Source organism: Synechococcus sp. RC10A2 (assembly GCF_047502605.1).
In genome coordinates this window covers 1-21585 of sequence record NZ_JANSHP010000107.1, presented here as the reverse complement: position 1 = coordinate 21585, position 21585 = coordinate 1, and the positions used below count along the sequence as shown (strand labels likewise).

At 61.6% G+C, this 21585-nt stretch carries 18 protein-coding genes; 11 read left to right on the top strand and 7 right to left on the bottom strand.

Annotated features, from left to right (window positions below):
* Window positions 1-80: 80 nt before the first annotated feature.
* Entirely contained in the window at window positions 81-752 is a 672-nt protein-coding gene (gene pyrE, locus NW848_RS15095; protein ID WP_099813326.1) for an orotate phosphoribosyltransferase, read from the bottom strand.
* Between the two features lie 159 nt (window positions 753-911).
* Window positions 912-1427 (bottom strand): MarR family winged helix-turn-helix transcriptional regulator, encoded by a 516-nt coding sequence (locus NW848_RS15090; protein ID WP_099812831.1) that lies wholly within the window; start codon window positions 1425-1427, stop codon window positions 912-914.
* 384 nt (window positions 1428-1811) lie between these two features.
* On the opposite strand from NW848_RS15090, the gene NW848_RS15085 reads away from it, so the two are divergent.
* Window positions 1812-3125, top strand: coding sequence for a D-alanyl-D-alanine carboxypeptidase (locus tag NW848_RS15085; RefSeq protein ID WP_011431238.1), 1314 nt, complete (start codon window positions 1812-1814; stop codon window positions 3123-3125).
* 335 nt (window positions 3126-3460) lie between these two features.
* On the opposite strand, the gene hpf is transcribed toward NW848_RS15085, so the two are convergent.
* Complete coding sequence (gene hpf, locus NW848_RS15080; protein ID WP_011431240.1) at window positions 3461-4036, bottom strand: ribosome hibernation-promoting factor, HPF/YfiA family; 576 nt, start codon at window positions 4034-4036, stop codon at window positions 3461-3463.
* Between the two features lie 729 nt (window positions 4037-4765).
* Between hpf and NW848_RS15075 the strand changes: the two genes are divergently transcribed.
* From NW848_RS15075 to NW848_RS15060, 4 genes are all read left to right on the top strand, one after another.
* Window positions 4766-6010, top strand: coding sequence for an aminotransferase class I/II-fold pyridoxal phosphate-dependent enzyme (locus NW848_RS15075; RefSeq protein WP_011431241.1), 1245 nt, complete (start codon window positions 4766-4768; stop codon window positions 6008-6010).
* A 136-nt stretch (window positions 6011-6146) separates the two neighbouring features.
* Window positions 6147-6902, top strand: coding sequence for a hypothetical protein (locus NW848_RS15070; RefSeq protein WP_099812830.1), 756 nt, complete (start codon window positions 6147-6149; stop codon window positions 6900-6902).
* A gap of 330 nt (window positions 6903-7232) precedes the next feature.
* Complete coding sequence (locus NW848_RS15065) at window positions 7233-7439, top strand: hypothetical protein (RefSeq protein WP_071813530.1); 207 nt, start codon at window positions 7233-7235, stop codon at window positions 7437-7439.
* A 27-nt stretch (window positions 7440-7466) separates the two neighbouring features.
* A complete protein-coding gene (locus NW848_RS15060; protein ID WP_041438567.1) occupies window positions 7467-7784 on the top strand; it encodes a TMEM14 family protein in 318 nt (105 codons plus the stop codon).
* An 83-nt stretch (window positions 7785-7867) separates the two neighbouring features.
* Here NW848_RS15060 and NW848_RS15055 read toward each other — a convergent pair whose 3' ends face one another.
* Window positions 7868-8497, bottom strand: a complete 630-nt coding sequence (locus tag NW848_RS15055; protein ID WP_240527818.1) for a DUF4384 domain-containing protein — start codon at window positions 8495-8497, stop codon at window positions 7868-7870.
* A gap of 218 nt (window positions 8498-8715) precedes the next feature.
* Here NW848_RS15055 and NW848_RS15050 point away from each other — a divergent pair, with 218 nt between their 5' ends.
* Window positions 8716-9153, top strand: coding sequence for a tetratricopeptide repeat protein (locus NW848_RS15050; RefSeq protein WP_011431247.1), 438 nt, complete (start codon window positions 8716-8718; stop codon window positions 9151-9153).
* Here the strand turns inward: NW848_RS15050 and NW848_RS15045 are convergent.
* From NW848_RS15045 to NW848_RS15035, 3 genes are all read right to left on the bottom strand, one after another.
* Entirely contained in the window at window positions 9134-9328 is a 195-nt protein-coding gene (locus NW848_RS15045; protein WP_011431248.1) for a hypothetical protein, read from the bottom strand. The two genes, NW848_RS15050 and NW848_RS15045, sit on opposite strands and share 20 nt — an antisense overlap.
* Window positions 9329-9440: 112 nt before the next feature.
* Complete coding sequence (gene thrC / locus NW848_RS15040) at window positions 9441-10499, bottom strand: threonine synthase (protein WP_011431249.1); 1059 nt, start codon at window positions 10497-10499, stop codon at window positions 9441-9443.
* A 153-nt stretch (window positions 10500-10652) separates the two neighbouring features.
* Window positions 10653-12038, bottom strand: a complete 1386-nt coding sequence (locus NW848_RS15035) for an isochorismate synthase (RefSeq protein WP_414511351.1) — start codon at window positions 12036-12038, stop codon at window positions 10653-10655.
* Between the two features lie 506 nt (window positions 12039-12544).
* On the opposite strand from NW848_RS15035, the gene menA reads away from it, so the two are divergent.
* The 5 genes from menA to NW848_RS15010 all read left to right on the top strand — a co-directional run bounded on the left by menA (window position 12545) and on the right by NW848_RS15010 (window position 21312).
* Window positions 12545-13411 carry a 2-carboxy-1,4-naphthoquinone phytyltransferase gene (gene menA, locus NW848_RS15030; protein ID WP_041438574.1) on the top strand — a complete coding sequence of 289 codons (867 nt, stop codon included), beginning with the start codon at window positions 12545-12547 and terminating at the stop codon, window positions 13409-13411.
* Window positions 13412-13552: 141 nt separating this feature from the next.
* On the top strand, window positions 13553-15391 hold the full coding sequence (locus NW848_RS15025; protein WP_414402485.1) for an LptA/OstA family protein: 1839 nt from the start codon (window positions 13553-13555) through the stop codon (window positions 15389-15391).
* A gap of 77 nt (window positions 15392-15468) precedes the next feature.
* The gene (locus tag NW848_RS15020; RefSeq protein ID WP_099887344.1) at window positions 15469-16647 is read left to right on the top strand and encodes an LptF/LptG family permease; all 1179 of its coding nucleotides are present in this window, start codon (window positions 15469-15471) and stop codon (window positions 16645-16647) included.
* Window positions 16629-19979 (top strand): hypothetical protein, encoded by a 3351-nt coding sequence (locus NW848_RS15015; protein ID WP_414511350.1) that lies wholly within the window; start codon window positions 16629-16631, stop codon window positions 19977-19979. The genes NW848_RS15020 and NW848_RS15015 overlap by 19 nt, the downstream gene beginning before the upstream one ends.
* Window positions 19980-20076: 97 nt before the next feature.
* A complete protein-coding gene (locus NW848_RS15010) occupies window positions 20077-21312 on the top strand; it encodes an LL-diaminopimelate aminotransferase (RefSeq protein WP_011431255.1) in 1236 nt (411 codons plus the stop codon).
* The last annotated feature ends 273 nt before the right edge of the window (window positions 21313-21585 follow it).

The following is a 21585-nucleotide window of genomic DNA, read 5'->3' as shown; positions in this document are numbered from 1 at the left end:
AACCAAGACCAAAGGTCAAAAGCGCCAACGGCCTTTTTGGCTTGGCCAGCTCTTGCAGCGGAGGAGAGATGGGGAGCCTCTCAAGAGCAGGCTTGGGAACCCCCCTCACCTCCCAAAACCGGCCAGCCCACCAAGCCCTGGCGGAGACTCTGATGGCAGGCACGCACCTCTTCAAGGGTAAACAGGCGGCGAAAGGGGATCCCCATTTCGCGGTAACGGGCCTCTGCCCCTTCCAGTCGATCCACCAAAGCCAGGATCCCTTCTGCCCGATAGCCCGCTGCCCGCACCCGCTCGACAGCCTTGAGAGCCGAGCCGCCGGTGGTCACCACATCCTCCAAGATCCAAACCCGGCTGCCCGCCGGCAACTCCGGCCCCTCGATCCAGGCCTGGGTGCCATGTCCCTTAGGCTCTTTGCGGACAATCAGGGCCGCCAGGTTGGCCGGCTCAGCCTGCAGAGAGGCCAAACTCACCGCTGTGACCAAGGGATCCGCCCCCAAGGTCATGCCGGCAACTGCCTCGGTCTCAGGGGGCAGTAGCCGATGCAGCAGGGATCCCACCAGGTAGGCTCCCTGGGGGTGGAGGGTAACCGGCTTGCAGTTGATGTAGTAAGTGCTTTGCTGCCCAGACGTGAGGGTAAAGGATCCCTCGCGGTAGGCCAGTTGGGCCAGCAAATACAGCAATTTCTCCCGCGCCTCAGCCGAGGAAAGACTTAAGGGAGAACAGTCTAGGAGCAACACAGCAGGGATCCCCATCAGCTCAACCGTCAACCCATAGATGCGGCAATCTGGAGGAACTTCAGTCCGAAGTAAGCAGAACTTTGAGGTTATGCCTCAAAGGACTGTCTAGGGGCGTCTTGACAGCGCCTTTACGAGTCCATTTTGGGCTGCGTAAGAATCCCCTGGGTGGGAGTGTCAATAGGACAAGCGATGGTGCGGCTCTGCCACCACCGCGGCCTCCGACTCCTCCGACAAGTGGGCAATCAGCCGATCCACCAGCCGCGACAGGGTTGCCCGTTCTTCTAAGCTGAGACAGCCGTAGGTCTGCTCCCGCAACTCCCAAATGAGAGGGGGCAAAATTTCTTTCAACTTCTCTCCGGCAGGGGTGAGGTAAACCCGCCAGATCCGCCGATCCTTGGGATCCCGCTGCCGCCGGATCAGCTCCCGTTTCTCCATGCCGTCCAAGACACCGGTCATGGTACCCCCCAACTGCTGCAGGCGCTCGCAGATAGTGGAGGTGGGGATCCCGTCTTCTTCCCAGAGGCAGCAAAGCACCACCCAGTGGGAAGCGGTCAGGCCGAAGGGCTCCAGGTAGGCCTGAAATTTCCGCCGCACCAATTGCGACAACAGCCGAAGGCGATAGCCCAGGGAATAAGGGGCCAGAATCTCGCGCCATCGCTCCAGGAAGGCTTGTTTCTCCAACTGAGCCATCGCTGAGGGTTCCCCATGGGTGGCTGAGAATGCTTAGAGCTTAAATTCTTCCATTCTAACCTTCTATAAAGAGCGGCCAAAAGCAGCTCATCATCCGTTACAAAAGCGTTACAGGCTTTACAACAAAAGTTACAGTGGAGGGTTGGGCGAGGGGCGAATCTTCCGCCAATTAGCATCAGCTAGGAACCAAATTAAGCTTGGCGTGACAGGGATCCCGCTCTTCTGTGTGAAGGAAGAAAATGCCGATTTGCCCATCTGGGGTCGCCTCGGCAAAAGAGGGGCAGTGGGCAAGGGGAAAATTTGCCAGAGCCATTGAGATGGCACTAGAGTAGCTTCAAGTTTTGCCAGCTCGTTCTCTTTGCCAATGTCTTTTGGGAGGTCAGCATGTTGTCTATCCTACAGGGGTTGAGCTCCCAGCGCCGTTTCCTCTGGGCAGGGATCCCGTTGGTTTGTTCTCTGGCCCTGGGGGCCTGCTGGAACAACCGCAGCAGTGCCGAAACCCCCTCTCAGGGTGTCCAGGCTGAGGTTACAGCAGCGGCGCAAAACCCCTTCCCCCCCATCCCCACCCCGCCGCCGCCGCTGCCTTCCCCCAGTGGCACGCCCGGCCTTCCCCCCTGGTGGCCCCGTGGGCAATCGTCGCAGTGGCAGGATTCCCCCTACGCCGTGGCCTTGTCCGGTTTTTTGCAGGGATTGGCGGCCCAAGGGGGAGCGCTCTCTCAACAGGGGATCCTGCTTTGGACAGCCGAAGGCGAGCTCTTGGCGGAGCACCTGCTGGATCGGCCTTTGCCGGTGGGGGCTTTGGATCAATTGGCCCTCAGCCTGATGGCGCTGGAAAAGTGGGGCTATGAGTATCGCTTCCAAACTCGCTTCTACACCACCAGCCACCGCTCCGGCCAGCGCTTGACGGGAGACTTGGTCGTGGTGGGCGGCGGGGATCCCTATTTCCGGGAGGCCAATGTGGCCGAGCTGGCCCGCCACCTGCACAACCTCGGCATTCGCCAGATCGACGGCGAGGTGAAGGTGGTGCCCCCCTTCCGCTTGCTGGGTCAGCCTGACTCTCTGGCCAGCGCCCGCCGGCTTGCCGAGCTCCTCCGAGATCCCCAGGGGCCCTATCCTGTGACCCTCGGCGGCTCCGGGTCAACGTTAAGGGAGCTGCCGGAGGAGATCCATTGCCTGGCCGGCTACACCTCGCTGCGCCTGGGATCCCTGCTACAAATCCTCAACGGCGGCAACGATCGGGCCATGGCAGAAGCCCTGTTGGCGGAGCTGGCAGGCAGAACAGCCCTGCTGGAGTACCTGCAGCAGCGGTTGGTAGCTCAGCCGGTTGCCCATCTGGATCCCAAACTGGCCCCTGCCCAGTTGGAAATTCGCCTTGGCCCAGGCGGGCAAGAGCTGTACCTCTCCCCCCGCGCCCTGGCCCATCTGTGGGAACATCTGCTTGAGGCCACAGACGGGGATCCCAGGCGTGTCCTGCCAGTGGCCGGGGTCGGCCACAGCCCTTTGCAGCTCCGCGCTCTGCCCCCGGGCACGATCGCCCAGGTGGGCTCTGCCGCCAACCGACTGATGATGGTGGGGCAGCTTCCGGATGGCACCCGTTTCGTCTTACTCAACCACGGCCCGGATCTGGGCGTCTTGCGCCAGCACCAGGATCAGTTCCTGCAGCAGGTGCTGGCCGTTGGGGAGCCTCTCCGCCGCTGAAGAATAGAGCCCTCTCCCTTCTCTTTTCTTCGAGGCCCTCTTGGTCGGGGAGCCACGGTGCAAACGGCTCCCCAACATCTAGTTGGCCGATCCCTGACTTTCCCCTCTCCCTTGTGGGAGAGGGGCTGGGGGTGAGGGCAGCTTTTACGATTGGAAGAAGGCGGGAATTAAAGAGGAGGGCAAAGCTGCCTAGGGCTGGCCAAGCCAAGGATCGGTCTCGCCTCGCAACTGGCAGGATCTCCTGCTGCATCACCATCTCAAGCAGCTCATCCACCTGATCCAGCAGGCGCTGCCCCTGAGACCTAAGGCAAACAAGAAAGCCCGCAGGGTCTCCTCTAGGGATGGGGGCGGATCAGCCCGTAGCCGCCGTGCTTGCGGACATAGATGACGTTGATCTCGCCGTTTTCGATGTTGCGGAACACGTAAAAATCATGATCCACCAGCTCCAACTGGTGCAGCGCCTCCTGAACTGTCATGGGAGGCATGGCGAAATACTTGGTGCGCACCACCTCAGGGGGCAGCTCTGCTTGCCGTTCTGTATTCAGAGGATCGGTGAGGGGCTGCTGGGCCACTGCCACCGAGGTTTTGGGAGAATGGCGGATGCGGTGAACGCCGTTGCGTTCTTTATATTTGCGCAGCTTGCGGGCCAGCTTGTCGGCAACGCGGTCAATGCTGGCGTAGAGGTTCTCGCTGCTTTCCTCCGCCCGGATGACGGTGCCGTTGGCGTAGACGGTAACTTCGGCAGATTGGTTGGCACTGATGCGGGGGTTACGGGCTACCGATAGATTGACATCCACTTCACTGGTGATCTGGGCAAAATGTTTGACAGCCCGCTCGATTTTTTCTTGAACGTAGCTGCGGATGGCGTCGGTAATCTCGACGTTTTTCCCTTGGATCACAAGCTTAGTCATGGGTACTCTCCCGGTTGTGTCAGTTTACACCTAAAGTTAGCGCCTCACCCTCGCAAAGGATCCCTAGGAAACAGCCCCCACCTCAGGCATGATCGCGGCCTGGCAACTTGCAGAAAGGGCTACGCCAGAAGATGAAGATCGGCTTTGGCATCGGCACTAACCTCTTGGGTTAAGTCTAAGTTAACATCTCCCCCAGGGATCTGGTTCAGGGGTTAAGAATAAATTTAGGCCGTCTTCATTTTTAAGGGATTGGGAGCCAGCACCACTTCTCAGGCAAGGAGAGGTTCCCTGAATTCGGAACTCCAAATTCAAGTGGAGAAGGTCTCCAGACTGCTCGAAAAGGGCAAACTTAGTGGCAGAACTTACACAGATAGGTTCTGCCGAAAATGCTTTTACTAAACTTAAATTCAACAGAGAGAATCAGCACTTGCTGAATCGACCTCTGCTCTCAGGGCGAGCATCTCCTTATTGTTTATTGCTATCTTTTCTCTTTTCTCCTTACAGAACTTGTGGCCATTATACAACCTGGTGAGCCAGGGTGCTTTTTCCAGCTCAGACAGAGACTGAAAGGGAGAATGAAGAGATGTTGACTGAAGTTAAGCTTTTTATAAGATAGGGATCCCGTAGAAATATCGTTACCAAGAGCAGGTCTGAAAAGCCGTTTTTGGCCTCTGTGGCCGACCTGCTAGCCGGAAGGCCGGTTTGCTTAGAAGAAGTGGGGTGGACCCGGTGGTCAGAGAGATCTCTTGGAAAGCGAAGGAGCTTTTGGACAAAGCAGAAGCAGCTTTGCAGGATCAGTTTCAGGCGATAGATAGGGTCCTTAGGGAGAACCTGGCGCGGGTGCTGCAGGCCTTCCGCGACCAGCAGGTGGGATCCCATCACTTTGCCGGCGTATCGGGCTATGGTCACGACGACCGGGGACGAGAGGTTTTGGATCGGGTGTTTGCCCAGATCATGGGCTGTGAGGCGGCGCTGGTGCGGCTGCAAATGGTGTCTGGCACCCATGCCATTGCCTGTGCCCTGTTTGGCGTGCTGCGGCCGGGGGATGAGCTGTTGGCCATCACCGGCCCCCCCTACGACACTCTGGAGGAGGTGATCGGCCTGCGGGGATCGGGGCGGGGATCCCTGCGGGAGTTCGGCGTTACCTATCGTCAGTTGGATCTGCGGGAAGGAGATGTCGATTGGCAGGCCCTGAAAACGGCCCTCAAACCGCAAACCCGCCTGGTTCACATCCAGCGCTCCTGTGGCTATGACTGGCGTCCCAGCTTTTCCATCGCCCAGATTGCCGAGATGATCCAGATCGTCAAGGCACAAAACCCGGAGGTGGTGGTCTTGGTCGATAACTGCTATGGCGAGTTTGTGGAAACCCAAGAGCCCACCCACGTGGGCGCAGATTTGATTGCTGGATCCCTAATCAAAAATCCAGGCGGCACCCTGGCCCCGGCGGGGGGCTATGTGGCGGGGCGGGCCGAGCTGGTGGAGCAGGCTGCCTGCCGGCTGACAGCGCCAGGGATCGGCTCGGAAGGGGGAGCAACTTTCGATCTCAATCGCCTGCTGTTCCAGGGGCTGTTTTTGGCTCCACAGATGGTGGCCGAAGCGGTCAAGATCGCCCATCTGGCCGCCCAGGTGTTCCACGATCTGGGCTATCCTGTTTCCCCGTCACCCCAGGTGTCCCGCACCGACATCATCCAGGCCATTCAACTGGGATCCCCGCAGAAGTTGCAGGCCTTTTGCCGCGCTATCCAAAGCAGCTCGCCAGTGGATTCCTACCTCACCCCGATCCCAGAAGTGATGCCCGGCTATGCCGACCCGGTGGTGATGGCGGCGGGCACTTTTGTTGCCGGCAGCAGCGCCGAGCTCTCCGCCGATGGGCCAATGCGCGAGCCCTACATCGTCTACTTACAGGGGGGGACCCATCTCAGCCACGGGCGGTTGGCCCTAGAGGCCGTCTTGCAAGCTTGGGATGCTCTGTAAATTGCCGTCCCTGGCCGGGCTCCGCCCAAGGAGTAGAATTGAGTCTGTGGTCTCCATTCCCTCTAGACGGATCCTCGTCGATTGGATGTCGAGCTTATGTTCTAGTTCTGGGTTTTTCCTCGGTTGGGGATCCCGTTTGGCCCTTGCTTGGGTGGCTTTGGGGTTGGCCAGCGGCTGTCGGCTGTTGAACCCCGTGGGAGAGGGGAGCACACAAGTGGGAGCCGCCTTGACTCCCTCTCCCCTGTGGAGAGGCAGCCAAACCCTGACAGGAACTCTTGAAGGGGGGGACGAGGTCAGCCCCCAGTACGGCAGCTACTGGGATGGGATCCCTGTGGCCGCCGAGGCGGGCCAGATCCTGATCGCCGCCCTGGAGAGCGAAGACTTTGACCCTTACCTGGAGCTGGTGGACGGCCAAGGGCGGGTAATCGGCTTTGACGACGACTCCGGCCCAGATGTTAATGCCCTCTTGGCGGTGCGGCTGCTGCAGGAAGGCACCTACACCTTGCGGGCCACAAGCTTCAAGCCGGCATCCACTGGCACCTACCGGCTGACCTACCGGCTGGCCCAGGTCGATTGGCAGCAAACGGTGTCGGGCCGTCTGCAGAAGGGATCCGCCCAACACCCTGAAGACGGCAGTTGGATGGAAGAACACCCCATCGCTGCCCGGGCCGGCCAGATCCTACTCGCTTCGATGGCCAGCTCTGATTTCGATGCCTTTTTGCAACTGTTGGACCCGGAGGGAGAGGTGATGGCTTGGGATGACGACCAAGGCGGCGGCAGCGATGCCCTGATAATTGCCTTTTTGCCTCGCAGCGGCACCTACACCCTCCGGGCCAACACCCACAAACCAGGAGAAGAAGGAGCCTATGGGTTGCAGTACGCCCTGCACTAGCGTCCAGGCCTGCCAAGCTTCTGCGCCTTCCCTGAGAAGTTTTGGCCGGTCTGCCTGTAAGCCTTTTGATGCCGATGTCGAGATTGGGCAAGAGTCATTATTGCTTTATTTTATTAGCGCTGGAAGCTTCTGGTTCAGAGCCTTCTGAAGCAGGGTTGGTTGGGGTTTGCTGAGGTTTATGGGAAAGCATGACATCTTATCCTAAGTTGTGACGGAGCTGAAATGTTGCCTTCATGGACAGGGCGTTTTCCCTAGAATGGGATCGATGGCCTAGACCCCTCTTTCTCTTGCACTTTCGCAGTTCAGCCCTTACCCTACACAATGGATGCCATGACCCCTGAAATGGTACGCCAGTTCTGGTCTTTGGTCAGCGAGATCGGCAGGCCAGATTGGCTCAATCAGCGCGACGATGACTTGGTGAATCTGCTTCTGAGTGCTTGCCAAAAAAAACATGCCCTCAGCAACGTCGATGCCTCAATTCTCAACCGCTACATCAGCATCCGCCTGCCCTTGATTCGTGAAATTGTTGTCGACTAGACCGAGCTAGGGGGGTTTTTCCCAGCCATGATGGCCGCACAGATGACTTTGCTCGTCTATGGAGCGCTGCTTTTGCTAGGCGGGGTCGTCGGCTATGTGAAAGGCAGAAGCTCCAAGTCGTTAATTAGCGGCCTGGTGGGGGCCGCCCTCAGCGGCGTCAGCTACGGGCTACTGGGAACAGATCCCCGCTGGGGGCTGGGTCTGGGCTTGGGGACGGCGGTGCTGGGATCCCTTCTCTTTGCCCTGCGCTACCGCAAAACCGGCCAATTTCTGCCTGCTGGTCTAATGCTGGTGGTGAGCTTGGCGGCTGTTCTTCTCCTAGGCCTCAGCTTCGGCTCGGTCTAGGCCGGCAGCGGCAAGACAAGCCTGCTTGGCTGTCGGTTCCAGACTCTGGGATTAGGGCGGGTCTGGGATCTCCATTGCCGGGGTCACCACGGTGCAACCCGATAGAAGCGAGTGGTGGTCACCCACTCGGTGGCAGGGATCTCCTCGACGACGATGGCGCGGGCGATGGCATCGCCCAGTTGGGATCCCCGTACCCGTACATTGGCAAAGGAGCCACCCTGCTCAAAAGAGGCAATCTCCTGGAAGTTGAGGGGACGGAGGGAGGCCACCGCCAATACTTGGGCTTGGCCAAAGGGCGGGGCGATGGTCAGGCGGTAGCGGGCGCCAGGGGGCGGGAAGGTGCGCGCTTCGCCGGCCCGCAAAAACTCGTTTCCACCCGAGAAGCGGTTGGGCAAAATCAAATGGGTGCGGCCATCGGCTTGGATGCTGAAGAGGTAGACGTAAGCGTCGCGATTGGTGCTCACGGTAATGGCAATCGGCTCGCCGGGCCGGTAGATGGGGTTAGAGCCGCGCCGATCCAGCTCCAGGTTGACCTGCAAGTTGGAAGGCACTGGGTTGACGATGATGGAGCGGGTGCCGGTTTCCAGCCGATTGTCGGCCAGTTGTAGCCTTTGCAGCGGGGGGTAGAGGCCCAGGGTCTGCGGGAAAACGGCGGTGGCCGGAGCCATCGACAGCCCCAAAGCCAGCGGCAGGAAGACCAGTTTGGCGTTCATAGTTCACACCTGACAATCAGTGGCTATGTTCATCCTAGGAAGGGGCAGAGTTCGACCGGAGCAGGCTTCGCGCAGTCTCAGATCTCCTGCTGATGCAGTTTCCCCTGCCGCAGATGGCAGGCCCAGGGGGGAAAAGGCGCTGAGAAAACTGGGAGATCCTGTCTGGAAAGGGCTAAGCTGCAGATTGGGGATCCCTCGACTCGAGCCCAACCTTGCCTATGGCCGGCGACAGTTACCAAGAAGGCATTGCGGCGGTTCAGGCAGGCGATTTTCCGGCTGCCATCCAGGCCTTTCGCCGGGCAGTTGCCGAGGATCCCGCGCACACCGAAGCTCGCTACAAGCTGGCCTGGGTGCTGGGCATGAGTGGCTATCTGGATCCGGCACTGGCCGAGCTGGAGGCCGTGTTGGCGGCAGATCCCACCCATGTTGCAGCCCACTACAACCGGGGAGCCTTGCTGTTGCAAAAGGCTCAACTGGAAGCAGAGGTGGATGGACAACTCGATCTCGAGGTCCTGCGGCAGGCCGAAGCGGCTTTTCAAACCGTGATGCGCTTGGATCCCAACGATCAACGGGCCTATGCCTTTCTCACTTTGGTCAGGCGAGCCATCCGCAACTATCAGTCGCCCGCGCAGCCTTCTAGCCGCAGTGACGAGTAAACCCCTGCACCAGGACTTCCAGGGGGGGAACGCCGGGATCCCCCAGCTCGGCTGCCACTTCTTGAGAAACCTGTCTCACCACTTCCGCAGGCAGTTGCAGCTTGTCCACCAACTGCCAAAAGTCCTCTAGCTCTTCCCAATTCAGCCAAGGCTCCTCTACGGGCGCTGGCGGCAATTACCAGGTAGCCCAGCTGAGAAGGAGACGCCTCTCGGCTTCGTCGCCAACTTGAGCCAGCACCCCATTTATCCAGGGGTACTACCAGGTGGCACAACCACGACCAGCGGCGCTAAAAGCCCATCAGGCGGGCTACAGCAGCCAAATCGGGGGCTACTCCTGTGTGGATGGCGGCGGATCCCTGTTGGGCGGCCGTGTCGGGATCCTTAAGGCCGTTGCCGGTGAGCACGCACACCACCTGGGCGCCGGCAGGCACCTGATCCCGCCATTTCAGCAATCCAGCCACTGCAGCGGCACTGGCCGGCTCGCAGAAGATCCCTTCCTCCGCCGCCAGCAGACGATAGGCGGCCAGGATCTCCTCGTCGGTTACACTATCCACCCGGCCACCGCTGGCCTGGACTGCCGCCTTGGCCTTCACCCAACTGGCAGGGTTGCCGATGCGGATGGCCGTAGCCACCGTTTCCGGGTGTTCCACCACCCGGCCCAGAACGATGGGAGCGGCGCCGGCAGCCTCAAAGCCGTAGAGACGCGGGCGGCGGCTAGCCTTGCCCTGCTGATGGTACTGACAAAACCCCATCCAGTAGGCGGTGATGTTGCCGGCATTGCCCACGGGGATACAGAGCCAGTCGGGGGCATCCCCCAAGGCATCCACCACCTCGAAGGCGGCGGTCTTCTGCCCCTCCAGCCGAAAGCGGTTGACAGAATTGACCAGGGCCACTGGGTAAGCTTCCGCCAGTTGCCGCACCATAGCCAGCGCCTGGTCGAAGTTGCCCTGGATGGCGATGATCTCGGCCCCGTACATCAGGGTCTGGGCCAGCTTGCCCTTGGCCACGTAGCCATCTGGGATCAGCACGTAGGCCCGCAGGCCCCCTTTGGCCGCATAGGCAGCGGCTGCTGCCGACGTGTTGCCGGTGCTGGCGCAGATGACCGCTTCCGCCCCCGCCTCTTTGGCTTTGGACACTGCCATGGTCATGCCCCGATCCTTGAAGCTGCCGGTGGGGTTGAGGCCCTCCAGCTTCAGGTAAACCTGGCAGTCTCGCCCCAGCCGTTGGCTCAGCGCGGGAGAGGGGATCAAAGGAGTATTGCCCTCATGCAGCGTCACTACGGGGGTGCTGGAGCTGACGGGGAGCCAGTCCCGGTAGTGCTGGATCAGGCCGGGCCAGAGCCCCACTTGCGCGCGGGATCCGGCCGTACGAGAGGAATGGGTGGGATTCAGGGTCACCATGCTGCCGAGCAGTCGAGGCCAACGGAAGGGCCAGCTTCTTAACTGTAACCGTTTGCGAAGCAGTTGGAGCAGCTCTCTCCCCTGCCGGATCGAGAGGATCTAGTCGGGCAAGGGCTGCAAGGCCAGCGCCTGGGCCAGAGAATGCAACTTGAGGCGGATCTCGGCCAGCTCCTGGGCGGGGTTGGAATCGGCCACGATGCCGGCGCCGGCATACAGGCGGGCCCGCTTCCCCGCGATCAAAGCCGAGCGGATCCCAACCACCAACTCGCCATTGCCCTGCAAGTCCACCCAGCCCAGCGGGGCGGCATAGCTCGAGCGGTCAAAGGGCTCCCACTGCTCCAGCCACTGCAGCGCCGCCTGCTGCGGATAGCCTCCCACCGCTGCGGTGGGGTGGAGCTGGGCCAACAGGTCGAACAGATGCACCTCCGTAGGGAGTTCGGCCTCGATCACCGTTTGCAGATGCTGGATGTTGGCCAAACGGCGCAGCCGTGGCTGAGGGGAGATCCGGGGCTCCATCCCCAGCCGGCCCAGAGCCTCTTGGATCGAGCGCACCACCCACTGGTGTTCGCGGCGGTCTTTGGGGCTGCGGAGCAGTTGCTCGGCCAACATGCGATCCTGGTGGCCGTTGGCGCCGCGGGCGACGGAGCCGGCCAGCGCATCGATCTGCACCCGGCCCTGCCACACCGACAGTAGCCGTTCTGGGCTGGCTCCCAAGAAGATCTGGGGAGGAAAATCCCTCTGGCTTTCCAGGGCAAAGGCGAAGACGCTGCAATCGGGGTGATGGGCCTCCAGATAGGCCAGCAGCGAAGGGATCGGGGGAGGGGAGGGCAACGCCAGATCCACAGCCTCTGCCAGCACCACTTTTTCCAGGGATCCCGCCTGAATCGCTTGCAGGGCTTTTTGAATGCGAGCCAAGAGAGGTGTTTCCGCTACCGCTACCGGTAGAGGGGGCTGCAGCTCCCAACCGGGCAAGGGAGCCTGGGAAAGACGCTGCATGCGGGCAAAAAAAGCGGCAATCTGGCCAGCCAAGGCCGCCGGGTCGCTTTCGGGGCCGACTTCTAGGTTAAGCCGCGCCACCGTCAGCTCCCCCCCCACCTGCAACAGTTGCCAGCGCGGCAGGACCAGTGCTGCCCCCCCGCCGCTCCTGGGGGCAAAGCCAAAACGGCAGAAGCACAAAGGGCGCTCCTGACGGCTGCTTGGGGACTCTAGGTTGCCAGGAGCGGTGTGGACATGGGGCTGTAGGGCTTGCACAAAGGCCCGTGCCGCCTGAAATCTCCCCTCTCCTGAAAGGTCGAGCTGCCGCAGGGATCCCCACCCCAGCACCCGCACCCTTTCCCCTTGCGCCTGGTGGGAGAGATAGCAATAGCTAGAGGAGCGGTTGGGGGGGAGCGAGCCCAACTGCCGGGTCAGCACTGCCAGCGGATCTAGCCCTGAGATGGGCTGCGATAGGCTGAGAATCTGGGGGATCCCCCGCGCTCGCGCCATCTCTTGGCAGGTCGCTAGCAGGGGATCCCAGGCGTGTTCCACCTCTGCTGGCCCAGCAGAGGCGTGAATGGGCGGCCAGGCTCTGGGCCATTTCGTGCGTCCGGACCCACCCTTCCAGGGGAAAAGAGAAGAAGTCATGCGCAAGCAAAAGAGAACGATCCTACCTTGGCCGAAAACAGGACAACCGTCATCTCAACCGGCAAGGGAAGCTGCAGAAAGGCGTTTCAGGATATGAGATTAGGGGGGCAGCCGGCAGCTCAGGCTCGCCAGCGCCGGATCCCAGGCGTTTCTTTACGGATTGCAAGGTTTCTTAGCATCCTTGGGGATGGGAACAGAAGCCCCCTAACCTAACAAATACAGAGCAAACACAGAACCCAGAGAGAGCTAGATCCAACATGCTCGCACAGCCGGAACCGTCAAAGAGAACGCGCAGGAGTCCAAAGGCCAGCCCAGTACAGCTTGCGGAAAAGGGCACTTGGGAGGGCCGCTCTCGGCGACAGTTGTGGATGGCCGCCCTTAAGCCCCCCATGTACAGCGTGGCGATCATGCCCATCTGGGTGGGATCCGCCATCGCCTACGCCCAGTCAGGGGCGATGGATGTGGGGGTTTTGGCGGTGTTTCTGGGGGCCGCCATCTGTCTTTTGGCTTGGGTCAACATCAGCAACGACGTGTTTGATGCCCAGACGGGGGTGGACAAAAACAAGCTCCACTCGCTGGTCAGCTTGACGGGCAGGCCGGTTCAGGTGTTTTGGGTGGGCAACGCCTTTTTGGCTTTGGGGCTGGCGGGGATCCTGTGGCTGAGCTGGCGGCAATCGGATCCGACGGTGCTGCTATTGGTGCTGCTGGCCTGCGGGCTGGGCTACGCCTACCAGGGGCCGCCCCTGCGCCTGGGCTACTACGGCCTGGGGGAGCTCCTCTGTTTTTTGAGCTTCGGGCCGCTGGCGGTTTTGGCCGCCCACTACAGCCAAAGCCAAAGCTGGTCGCTGCCAGCCCTGGCGGCCTCACTGGTGGTGGGGATGGTCACCAGCTTAATTTTGTTTTGCTCCCATTTCCATCAGGTGGAGGACGATCTGGCTGCCGGCAAGCGCTCGCCGGTGGCCCGCCTGGGCACTCGGCGCTCCGCCCGTCTCATCCCCTGGATCTGCGGCAGCATTTTTGGCCTGCTGCTGCTGTTTGTCGGGCTGGGGGCTTTTCCGGCTTGGACGTTGCTGGGTTTTGCCGGGATCCCCTTTGCGGTGCGGCTATCCCGCCTGCTGGGGGCCTATCACGACCAGCCGCAGCGGATCAGCCATTCTAAGTTCATCGCCGTCGGCCTCCACTTTTGGCTGGGGCTGTTTCTGGGGCTGGGCTTTATCCTCAGCCGTCTGGGATAAGCCAGAACCCTAGAGGTGATCGGGATCCCGCCGAGGCGGCCCGCAGATTGCGATAAGCTACAGCCTAGTGTGCCGGCTTGGGTGTTGGCCCCGCTGGGGCTCATGGGTTAGGGATCAACGTAAGGCAGCGGCGAGAACAGGATGCGGCGATTTTTCAATTCCAACCTGGGGGTGGCGCTCTTGGGAACCGGCCTCTTGGCTGCTCTGGTTGCCTGGGCCTTGTCCATCGACATCGAAGAGGTAAAGGTGGAGCCCCTTCCCCCGGATCAGCCCCTTTCCGTCAGCCGCAGGGTAGATATCTTGGGTCGTCGAGGGGGCCAGCGGCGTTGGCGTCTCATCGCCGACCAGGTGGAGCTAAGAGCTGGGCAACAGGTGTTTGAGCAGGGGGCGCACGGCTACTTCTACGGAGATGGCGCCGACCGCCAAGAAGAGGTGCCGGATCCCTTTTTTGCCAGCAGCGAGCGGATGATTTGGCAGGCCAAGCGTGCCCGCTACGACGCCACCGCCGACGCGTTGTATCTGGATGAGGGGGTGGAGGTGAGAAGCGAGGATGGCAGCCTGCTTCTGACCCGTGCTCTGCGAATCACCCCCGAAGAGCGCATCGAGGTGCCGGAGGCCTTCACCCTCAAAGGGCAAGAAATGATCCTAGAGGGCCGCTCCGGCTCGTTTAACTTCCAATTTGCCCTCCTCAGCGCCCAGCAGGGCAAGCTAACGGTGTTGCCCTTGGATTCGGAGTCCTCACGCCCAGCAGCCGCGCCCATGAGCGACCCGACCAGCGCTGGGGCGGATCCCACTTCTACCATCATCACCGCTGACCAGCTCACCTACGACCGGGCCAACCAGGTGGCCGAAGGGAAAGGGAACCTGCGCATTCGCGAAGGCGGCCTCGAGATTCGCGCCCCTCAGGGCACCTACCTGCGCCGACAGGCCCAGAGCATTCTCTCCGGTGGCGTGGTGTTGCAGGAGGTGGCTGCTAAAAGCAGCCGGGATCCCCTCTTGGCGGATCTGCGCTTGGCCCAGGCTGATCCCCAGGCGACCCCAGCCCAGCAGGATCAGGAGGTCACCATCGTCGCCGACCGCCTCACCTACGACCGCAACACGCAAATTGCTCGCGGGGAAGGCAACCTGGAAGTTCAACAGGGGGAAACCACCATCCAGGCAGCTCAGGGCATCTACCGCCGCCGCGAATCCCAAAGCCTGCTGACGGGGGGGGTTACCCTGCGCGAGCCTGGGCGGGTGCTCACCTCCGCCCGCTTGGAGGGCAACCACCGCGACAAGATCTTCTTTTTTGAAGAAAACGTCCTCTACCGGCAGATGGCCACCTCTACCCCAGCTCCTGGCGGCGGATCCCTGACGGAGGAGCTGCGCCAAGCCGAAACGGAAGTGCGGGCCGCCCGCCTGGTTTACAACTCTCGTACCGGCACCTCGGAGTTTAGCGAGGCCGTCGAGTTCATCCAGCGGGGGCGCAAGGCCAAGGCCAACCAGGCCACCATTACCCCTGAGAAGGTGGAGCTGCGGGGAGAGGTGGTGATCGAGCAGATCGAGGGGGACTGGCTGGCGCGGCGTCTGCAAAACCCCCAGACCCAGGCCGATGTGGACCAGCCGACGGTGATCTACGCCGACCGGGTGGAGATCGATCAGGCCAGCGGCGATGCCCGCTTCTTCGGCAATGTGGTTATCGTGCAGGCCAACCGCGCCATCGAAGGGGATCGCGCCGAGTACTCCGACCAAGGGCAGATTTTCAGGATCACCGCCGACCAGGCTCCCGTCCTCCTCTGCGATCGCGGCGAGCTCAATCCGATTCCCCGCGAGAGCACTGCACCGCTGCCCGGTCGCGATGCTCTGGATCAGATGTGCCGGGGCGCCAACCGCCTCAGCGGCAGGCTGGTCACCCTGAACTTGGAGCGGGATGAGTACACCGTGGAAGGGGACGAGCAGCAGCAGGGGATGTTTCAATTCCGCATCACCGACGCCCTCTGACGGGATCCCAGCGGAGCTGGGGGTCGTCTGGATCTCTAGAGCTGGCTGAGCTTGTGCACCTGAGGTAACAGAGCCACATGACCATCCCACTGGCCAAGGGTCAACGGCGCCGAACTTCTGCCCAGACGGGGAGCTTTTGGGGATCCCTGAAGTTGGGGGGCTTTTTTTTGGAGTTTTATCTCTGCAAAGAGATGATCCGCCCCTTCTTTTTGGGGGTGGCGGGGGGCACGGTGATGATGCTGGGCAACCAGCTTTTTATCTACGCCGATTTGCTGGTGAAAAAAGGCGCCCCTCCCCTGACAATTTTGCACATTCTCCTCCTCAACTTGCCCGCCATTTTGGTGGTCACCTTCCCCATTGCCGGCCTCTTTGCCACCCTACTTACTCTGGGCAGGATGGGAGCTGACAGCGAGATCACCGCCCTGCGGGCCGCCGGGATCCCCTACCGCAAGGTGTTGATTCCGGTGCTCTGCATCGGCCTGCTGGTCAGCGGCCTGGCGCTGTTGACCAACGAGGTGATCGTGCCAGAGACCAACCAAAAGGTGAAAACCCTGAACACCAACCTCATCCTGGCCCAGGATGCCCTTCCGTTTGACTCGGAGGAAATTGTGCGGGTGGACGACGACCTCTGGTTTCATGTGGGATCCATCGACCCGAAGACCGGCTGGATGCACGATCTGCTGATTTTGGATCGCAAGGCCGAGACCGGCCACCTGCGCTACCCACAGGTGATCTCGGCCCAAACGGCGCAGCAGGTGGGCCAAGCCTGGCACCTGCAAGACGTGGTGATCCGTCGCTACGACGAGCGGGGGCGCACCTACTACGAGGGCCAGGTGGCGGAGATGGAGCTGAACATCGTCAACAAGTTGGTGGGCCTGGTGTACGCCGAGAAGGTGCCCCAGGAGCAACGGGCGGCAGAGCTGTGGGAGCAGTGCCAGCGATATCGAGCGGAGCAACGTCCTTCTGCTGATGTGGCCCGCTGCCTGACGGAGTACCACCTCAAGTTCGCCATTCCCTTGGCCAGCTTTTTTGCCATTTTGGTGGCTGCGCCCTTGGGCCTGCAGACGGTGCGCCAGACCGGCCGCTACGGCAGTGTGGCGCTGGCGATTGTCCTGGTGTTTATTTACTATGTACTGATGAGCCTGGGACGCGCCATGGGCCGAGTTGAGCATATCGATCCCTGGCTGGCCGCCTGGTTGCCGAATATGATTTTCGGTGGGGTGGGCTTCTCTCTACTGTGGCGGTTTTTACGGTGAGATCCGGCAACTTCCCGCAGGGCTTCAGCCCTTGGGCAAAATGGTTGGCCCTGTGCTGGGGCAGCTCCTTGTGGTTGGGGATGGGGGAGGCCGTCTTTGCCCAGTTGGATCCCCTGCCCACCAATCTGGAGGGCTATCAGCGCTTTTGGGCGGCCCAGCGGAGCCGCGATCCTGGCTCAGAGCCGGTTGCTCCCACCGGCGCCAGCCTGTTGGGGGATCCCATCACCTTGGCCGAGGCCCAATCCTCCTCGCGCCTGGCAGCAACAGCGGCTCCCTCCGTTCCCCCTCTTCCCGCCTCGGCCCCTGTTGAAGGATCCCCTCCCGAAAAAGCGCTCACACCGGAAGAGCTAAACCGGCAGCGGCTGCAGCGGCTCTTGGCCGAGGGGGCAGCAGCCCATGCACGGCAGCAGGCGCAGCAGGCCCAAGCTCAGGCAACACCGTCCTCCCGGTCTGCTTCATCGACAACGCCCACGGCAGCTGTTCCTACTCTGGACTCCCTTCGCTCCTCCCAGCCTGCAACTTCCCAAGCTGCTGACTTGCAGGTAGAAGAGCAACCTGGGCAGCACCCCAACGAAGCGAGGCGCTTGCCTGTTCCCCCCCCAGGGTCCACCGTCGAGAGCCTGGCCGCTGCTCAAGGGCAAGAGAGGCCTGGTTCGGAAGCGGTGGCGCAGCAAGTCCCGACCTGGATCCCGCAAGCCGGCGGGAACTGGAATTGGGGCGGCGCCCCTTCTTCCACCGGCACTCAGAGGGCAGCTCAAACCGGAACTGAGGCATTCACCCCCACTGCCGGATCCCTCCTTGCTCCTCAGTTGTTGGAGCGGTTCCCCCTGTTGCGAGATCTGGGCGATCCCGCCACCGGCCCAGAAGCCGCTCCGCCTGCCAGCCAGGGATCCCAGATTCGCCAGCAGCTGGCGGCCACCGCCACCGCCCAGATCCCCCTCGACCCGGCTCAGATCAACGTCAGTGGGGATGTGCTCAGCTACCTTGCCGAGCAAGACCTGGGCATTGCCGAGGGGAACGCCCAGATCCAGTTGGCCGACGGCACCCGCATCAGCGGCGAGCGGCTGTTGTTTTACCGACGGGAACGGCGCCTGCGCAGCGACGGCCCCTTCCGGATGGAACAGCCCCCTGGACCCCAGGGGCGCGGCATCCGGCAAATTGAGGGGCGCAACCTGGATCTGGACATCCCCGGTCGCAGCGCTCAATTTGAAAGCTCGCTGGTGATCTTGCCGGGGGAGGAGCCGGGCACCAAGGTTTTTGTGCGCAGCCAAGAGACCACCGCCCTGTTGGGGGATCAGATCTTTTTCGAGAAAGCCACCGTCACCACCTCGCCGGAGCCGCCCATTACCCACTACGTACAAGGGGATCGGGTGGAAGTGTTTCCCGATAACCGGGTCATCGTTTACGACGCCCGCGTCTTTGCCGGCGGCGAGCTCACCCCAGAGGGCGATCTGCGGGCGGGACTGCAGGTTGCCTACTTGCCCCTTTTTATCTACAGCCTGCGGGATCACCAGTGGGTGCTGCCGGGACGCAGCGAGGCGGAAGGGGTGTTTGTCAAGTCCAGTTGGGCCTACCGCTTCGACGAGTACAACTTCGGCGGCCTGCGGCTAGATGTCCTGCAGAAGAAAGGCCTGGGCATCGGCTTTCTGCACGACTACATCCTCCCCATCCCCGACAGCGTCAACTACGGGCGGGCCCAGTTTTACCTGGTAACCGAGGCCGACCAGCGGCGCTTTTCCAGCCGCCTCCGCCTCGACCACAACTTCGACTTCTACGCCGCCAACATCCTCGGCCAAGAAGGCCAACTGTGGGGCCAGCTCAACCTCAACCTGGACAACACCTACCGCCCTGCCGGCGGGCGCAACGACAACGCCGACCTGCGCCTCAACACCACCTTTCAGGGGGATCTCTCCACCACCACCCTCAACATCAGCCGCAGCGGATCCCAGGAGAACGGCACCTATAGCTTTCCCCTCACCCTCAGCCACCTCCAGCGCTATGGGGGCATGCCTTGGCTGCAATCGGATCTGCGGCTGGACTACAACCAGCGGGTGAGCGTCAAGGATGGGCCAGACTTTGCCGACGCGCGGCTGACGCTGGGTGCCCAACTCACCCCACCCGGCTGGGGCGGCACCTATCGCCTGGCCTACCGCGCCTACAGCAGCTCCAACGGCGACACCGAGCCGCGCCGCAACTTCGAGCTGGCCTTCAATCCCGATCTCCTCCGCATCACTCCCGATATCTCCCTCAGCAGCGCCCTCACCCTGACCCAAGAGCAACAGCCGGATCGAGAAGTGGGATCCGGCCTTAACTTTTTCAATCGTTACGAGCTGCGCTCCAGCCTTCAATTCAACGACATTCAACCGGCTCCCTGGATCACCTTCATGCCCGGCTCGATCGACTACACCCAAGTCCTGTACTCAACCCCCGACCAGGAATCCACCGTCAGCCTCAACCCCCGCCTCAGCCTCAAGCCTGCCGACTGGAACACCATCGACCTGCGCTACAGCCGCACCTTCTACGGCAACAACTCTGTGCCCTTTCAAACCCTTTCCGCCAGCCCCAAGGATGTGGATCGCCTCAACGCCAGCATCAGCTTCTTTACGCCGCGCGACTTCCTGCCCAACGTGCCTCCCGGCTACCTTGCCTTTGAAGATGACCTGCCCGGCGAGCTGCCCATAGCCCTGACTTTTCCCGACGACACGCCGGAGGACTTGGAAGCGATTGCCTCCCGTAACCTGCAGGAGCTGCAGGCAGAGGTGAAAAACCTGGTGCGCCTGGACACCAGCCTTGGCTACGACTTCATCACCCAGAAGTGGGATACCCTCAACGCCAACTTCACCTGGAGCACCACCCCTGATCTGTTCAACATTCAGTTGCAGACGGCCTACGACCTGAACCAGGGACAGCTCCAACCCGTTCGTCTGGAATATCGGGGACGCAGCAGCACCACATTTAACCGGGATCAACGCTCTGGCCTGGAGGTGTATGAACCAGGGATCAGCTACGCGCTGCAGGCGGTTTACGATCCGCGGCTAGGTCAGATCTCTACCTATGGACTGGAGTTAGATGCCACCCTCGGCACGCAGTGGCAAAACCACTGGCGGCTCCGCCTGGGCCTGACGGAGGCAGGGATCCGCCGCATTGAGGTGCGCCGCGACCTGCGGGATTTCGAGCTGCGCCTGGCCTACGATCCGCTGGCAGAGTCCCTGCACCTGGAAGGGATCCTGGTGGCCTTTCCCAGCCGCCCGGTGGGCCTGACCCAAGAGCGGGGAGAGTTTCACCTAACCTCGCCGGTGGGCGCCTTCAGCCTGGATAGCCTGGGGCGCTAGGGCTGGCTCTGCCCTGCAGTCGGGAGGGCGGGTTGGGGCCGGCTTCGGCTACACTAAAGGGCCGACGCTCCTTTTTGCTCAGCAGCGCTGAACTCCTATGGCCAGGATCAACGACCACTTCCTCAAGCTGAAGGCTGGCTATCTCTTTCCCGAGATTGCCCGGCGGGTGCAGGCCTTTGCCGCCGCCCATCCCGAAGCTCAGATCATCAAGATGGGCATTGGCGATGTCACCGAGCCGCTGCCGGAAGCCTGCCGAACAGCCATGATCCGGGCCGTGGAGGAGATGGGGGAGCGGGCCACCTTCCGCGGCTATGGGCCGGAACAGGGCTACGAGTGGCTGCGCCAGGCCATTGCCCGCCACGATTTCCAGGCCCGCGGCTGCGACATCGACGCCTCTGAGATCTTCATCTCCGACGGCTCCAAGTGCGACTGCGGCAACATCCTGGATATTCTCGGCCACGACAACACCATTGCCATCACGGATCCCGTCTACCCGGTTTATGTAGACACCAATGTGATGGCCGGCCATACGGGGCCGGCCAACGAGCGGGGCGAATACGAGGGCCTGGTCTATCTGCCGCTGACGGCAGAAAACCACTTCACCGCCAGCTTGCCCCAGCAAAAGGTGGATGTCATCTACCTCTGCTTTCCCAACAACCCCACCGGCGCAGTGGCCACGCGGGAGCATTTGCAGGCCTGGGTGGACTATGCCCGCGCCCACAACTCGCTCATCCTCTTCGATGCCGCCTACGAGGCCTACATTACCGAGCCTGGGATCCCCCACTCCATCTACGAGATCCCAGGGGCAAGGGAATGCGCCATCGAGTTCCGCTCCTTTTCCAAAACGGCTGGCTTTACCGGCACCCGCTGCGCCTTTACCGTGGTGCCCAAGTCGCTGCGGGGCCAGGCTGCCGACGGCTCCTGGGTGGATCTGTGGAGCCTGTGGTATCGCCGCCAGTCCACCAAGTTCAATGGCGTGGCCTACATTGTGCAGCGGGGAGCAGAAGCCGTCTATTCCGAGGCGGGGCAGGTCCAGGTGCGGGCTCTGGTGCAGTTTTACCTGGAGAATGCCCGCATCATCCGCGAGCAGCTCGCCACAGCGGGGATCCAAGCCTACGGCGGCGTCAACGCTCCCTATGTTTGGGTAAAAGCCCCGGAAGGACTGAGCAGTTGGGAGTTTTTCGACAAGCTGCTGCACACCTGCCATGTGGTGGGAACTCCCGGATCGGGCTTTGGCAGCGCCGGCGAGGGCTATCTGCGCCTGTCGGCTTTTAACAGCCGCGCCAACGTGGAAGAAGCCATGCGCCGCATTGTCAGCGTGTTTGGGAGCTAAGTGGAGAGGGCTGGAGCCAGGGATTTTCCCCAACAAGCTGGAGAAAGGGAGATCCCTGGGGCGGTGGTGGAAGGGATCTCTTCTTTGACACTCCCACCCAGGGGATTCTTACGCAGCCCAAAATGGACTCGCAAAGGCGCTGTCAAGACGCCCCTAGACAGTCCTTTGAGGCATAACCTCAAAGTTCTGCTTACTTCGGACTTAAGTTCCTCCAGGTTAGTTACAGCCTGTTAAGGGCTCAAGGGGTACAATAGCAGCACTTAGCAAACCAAC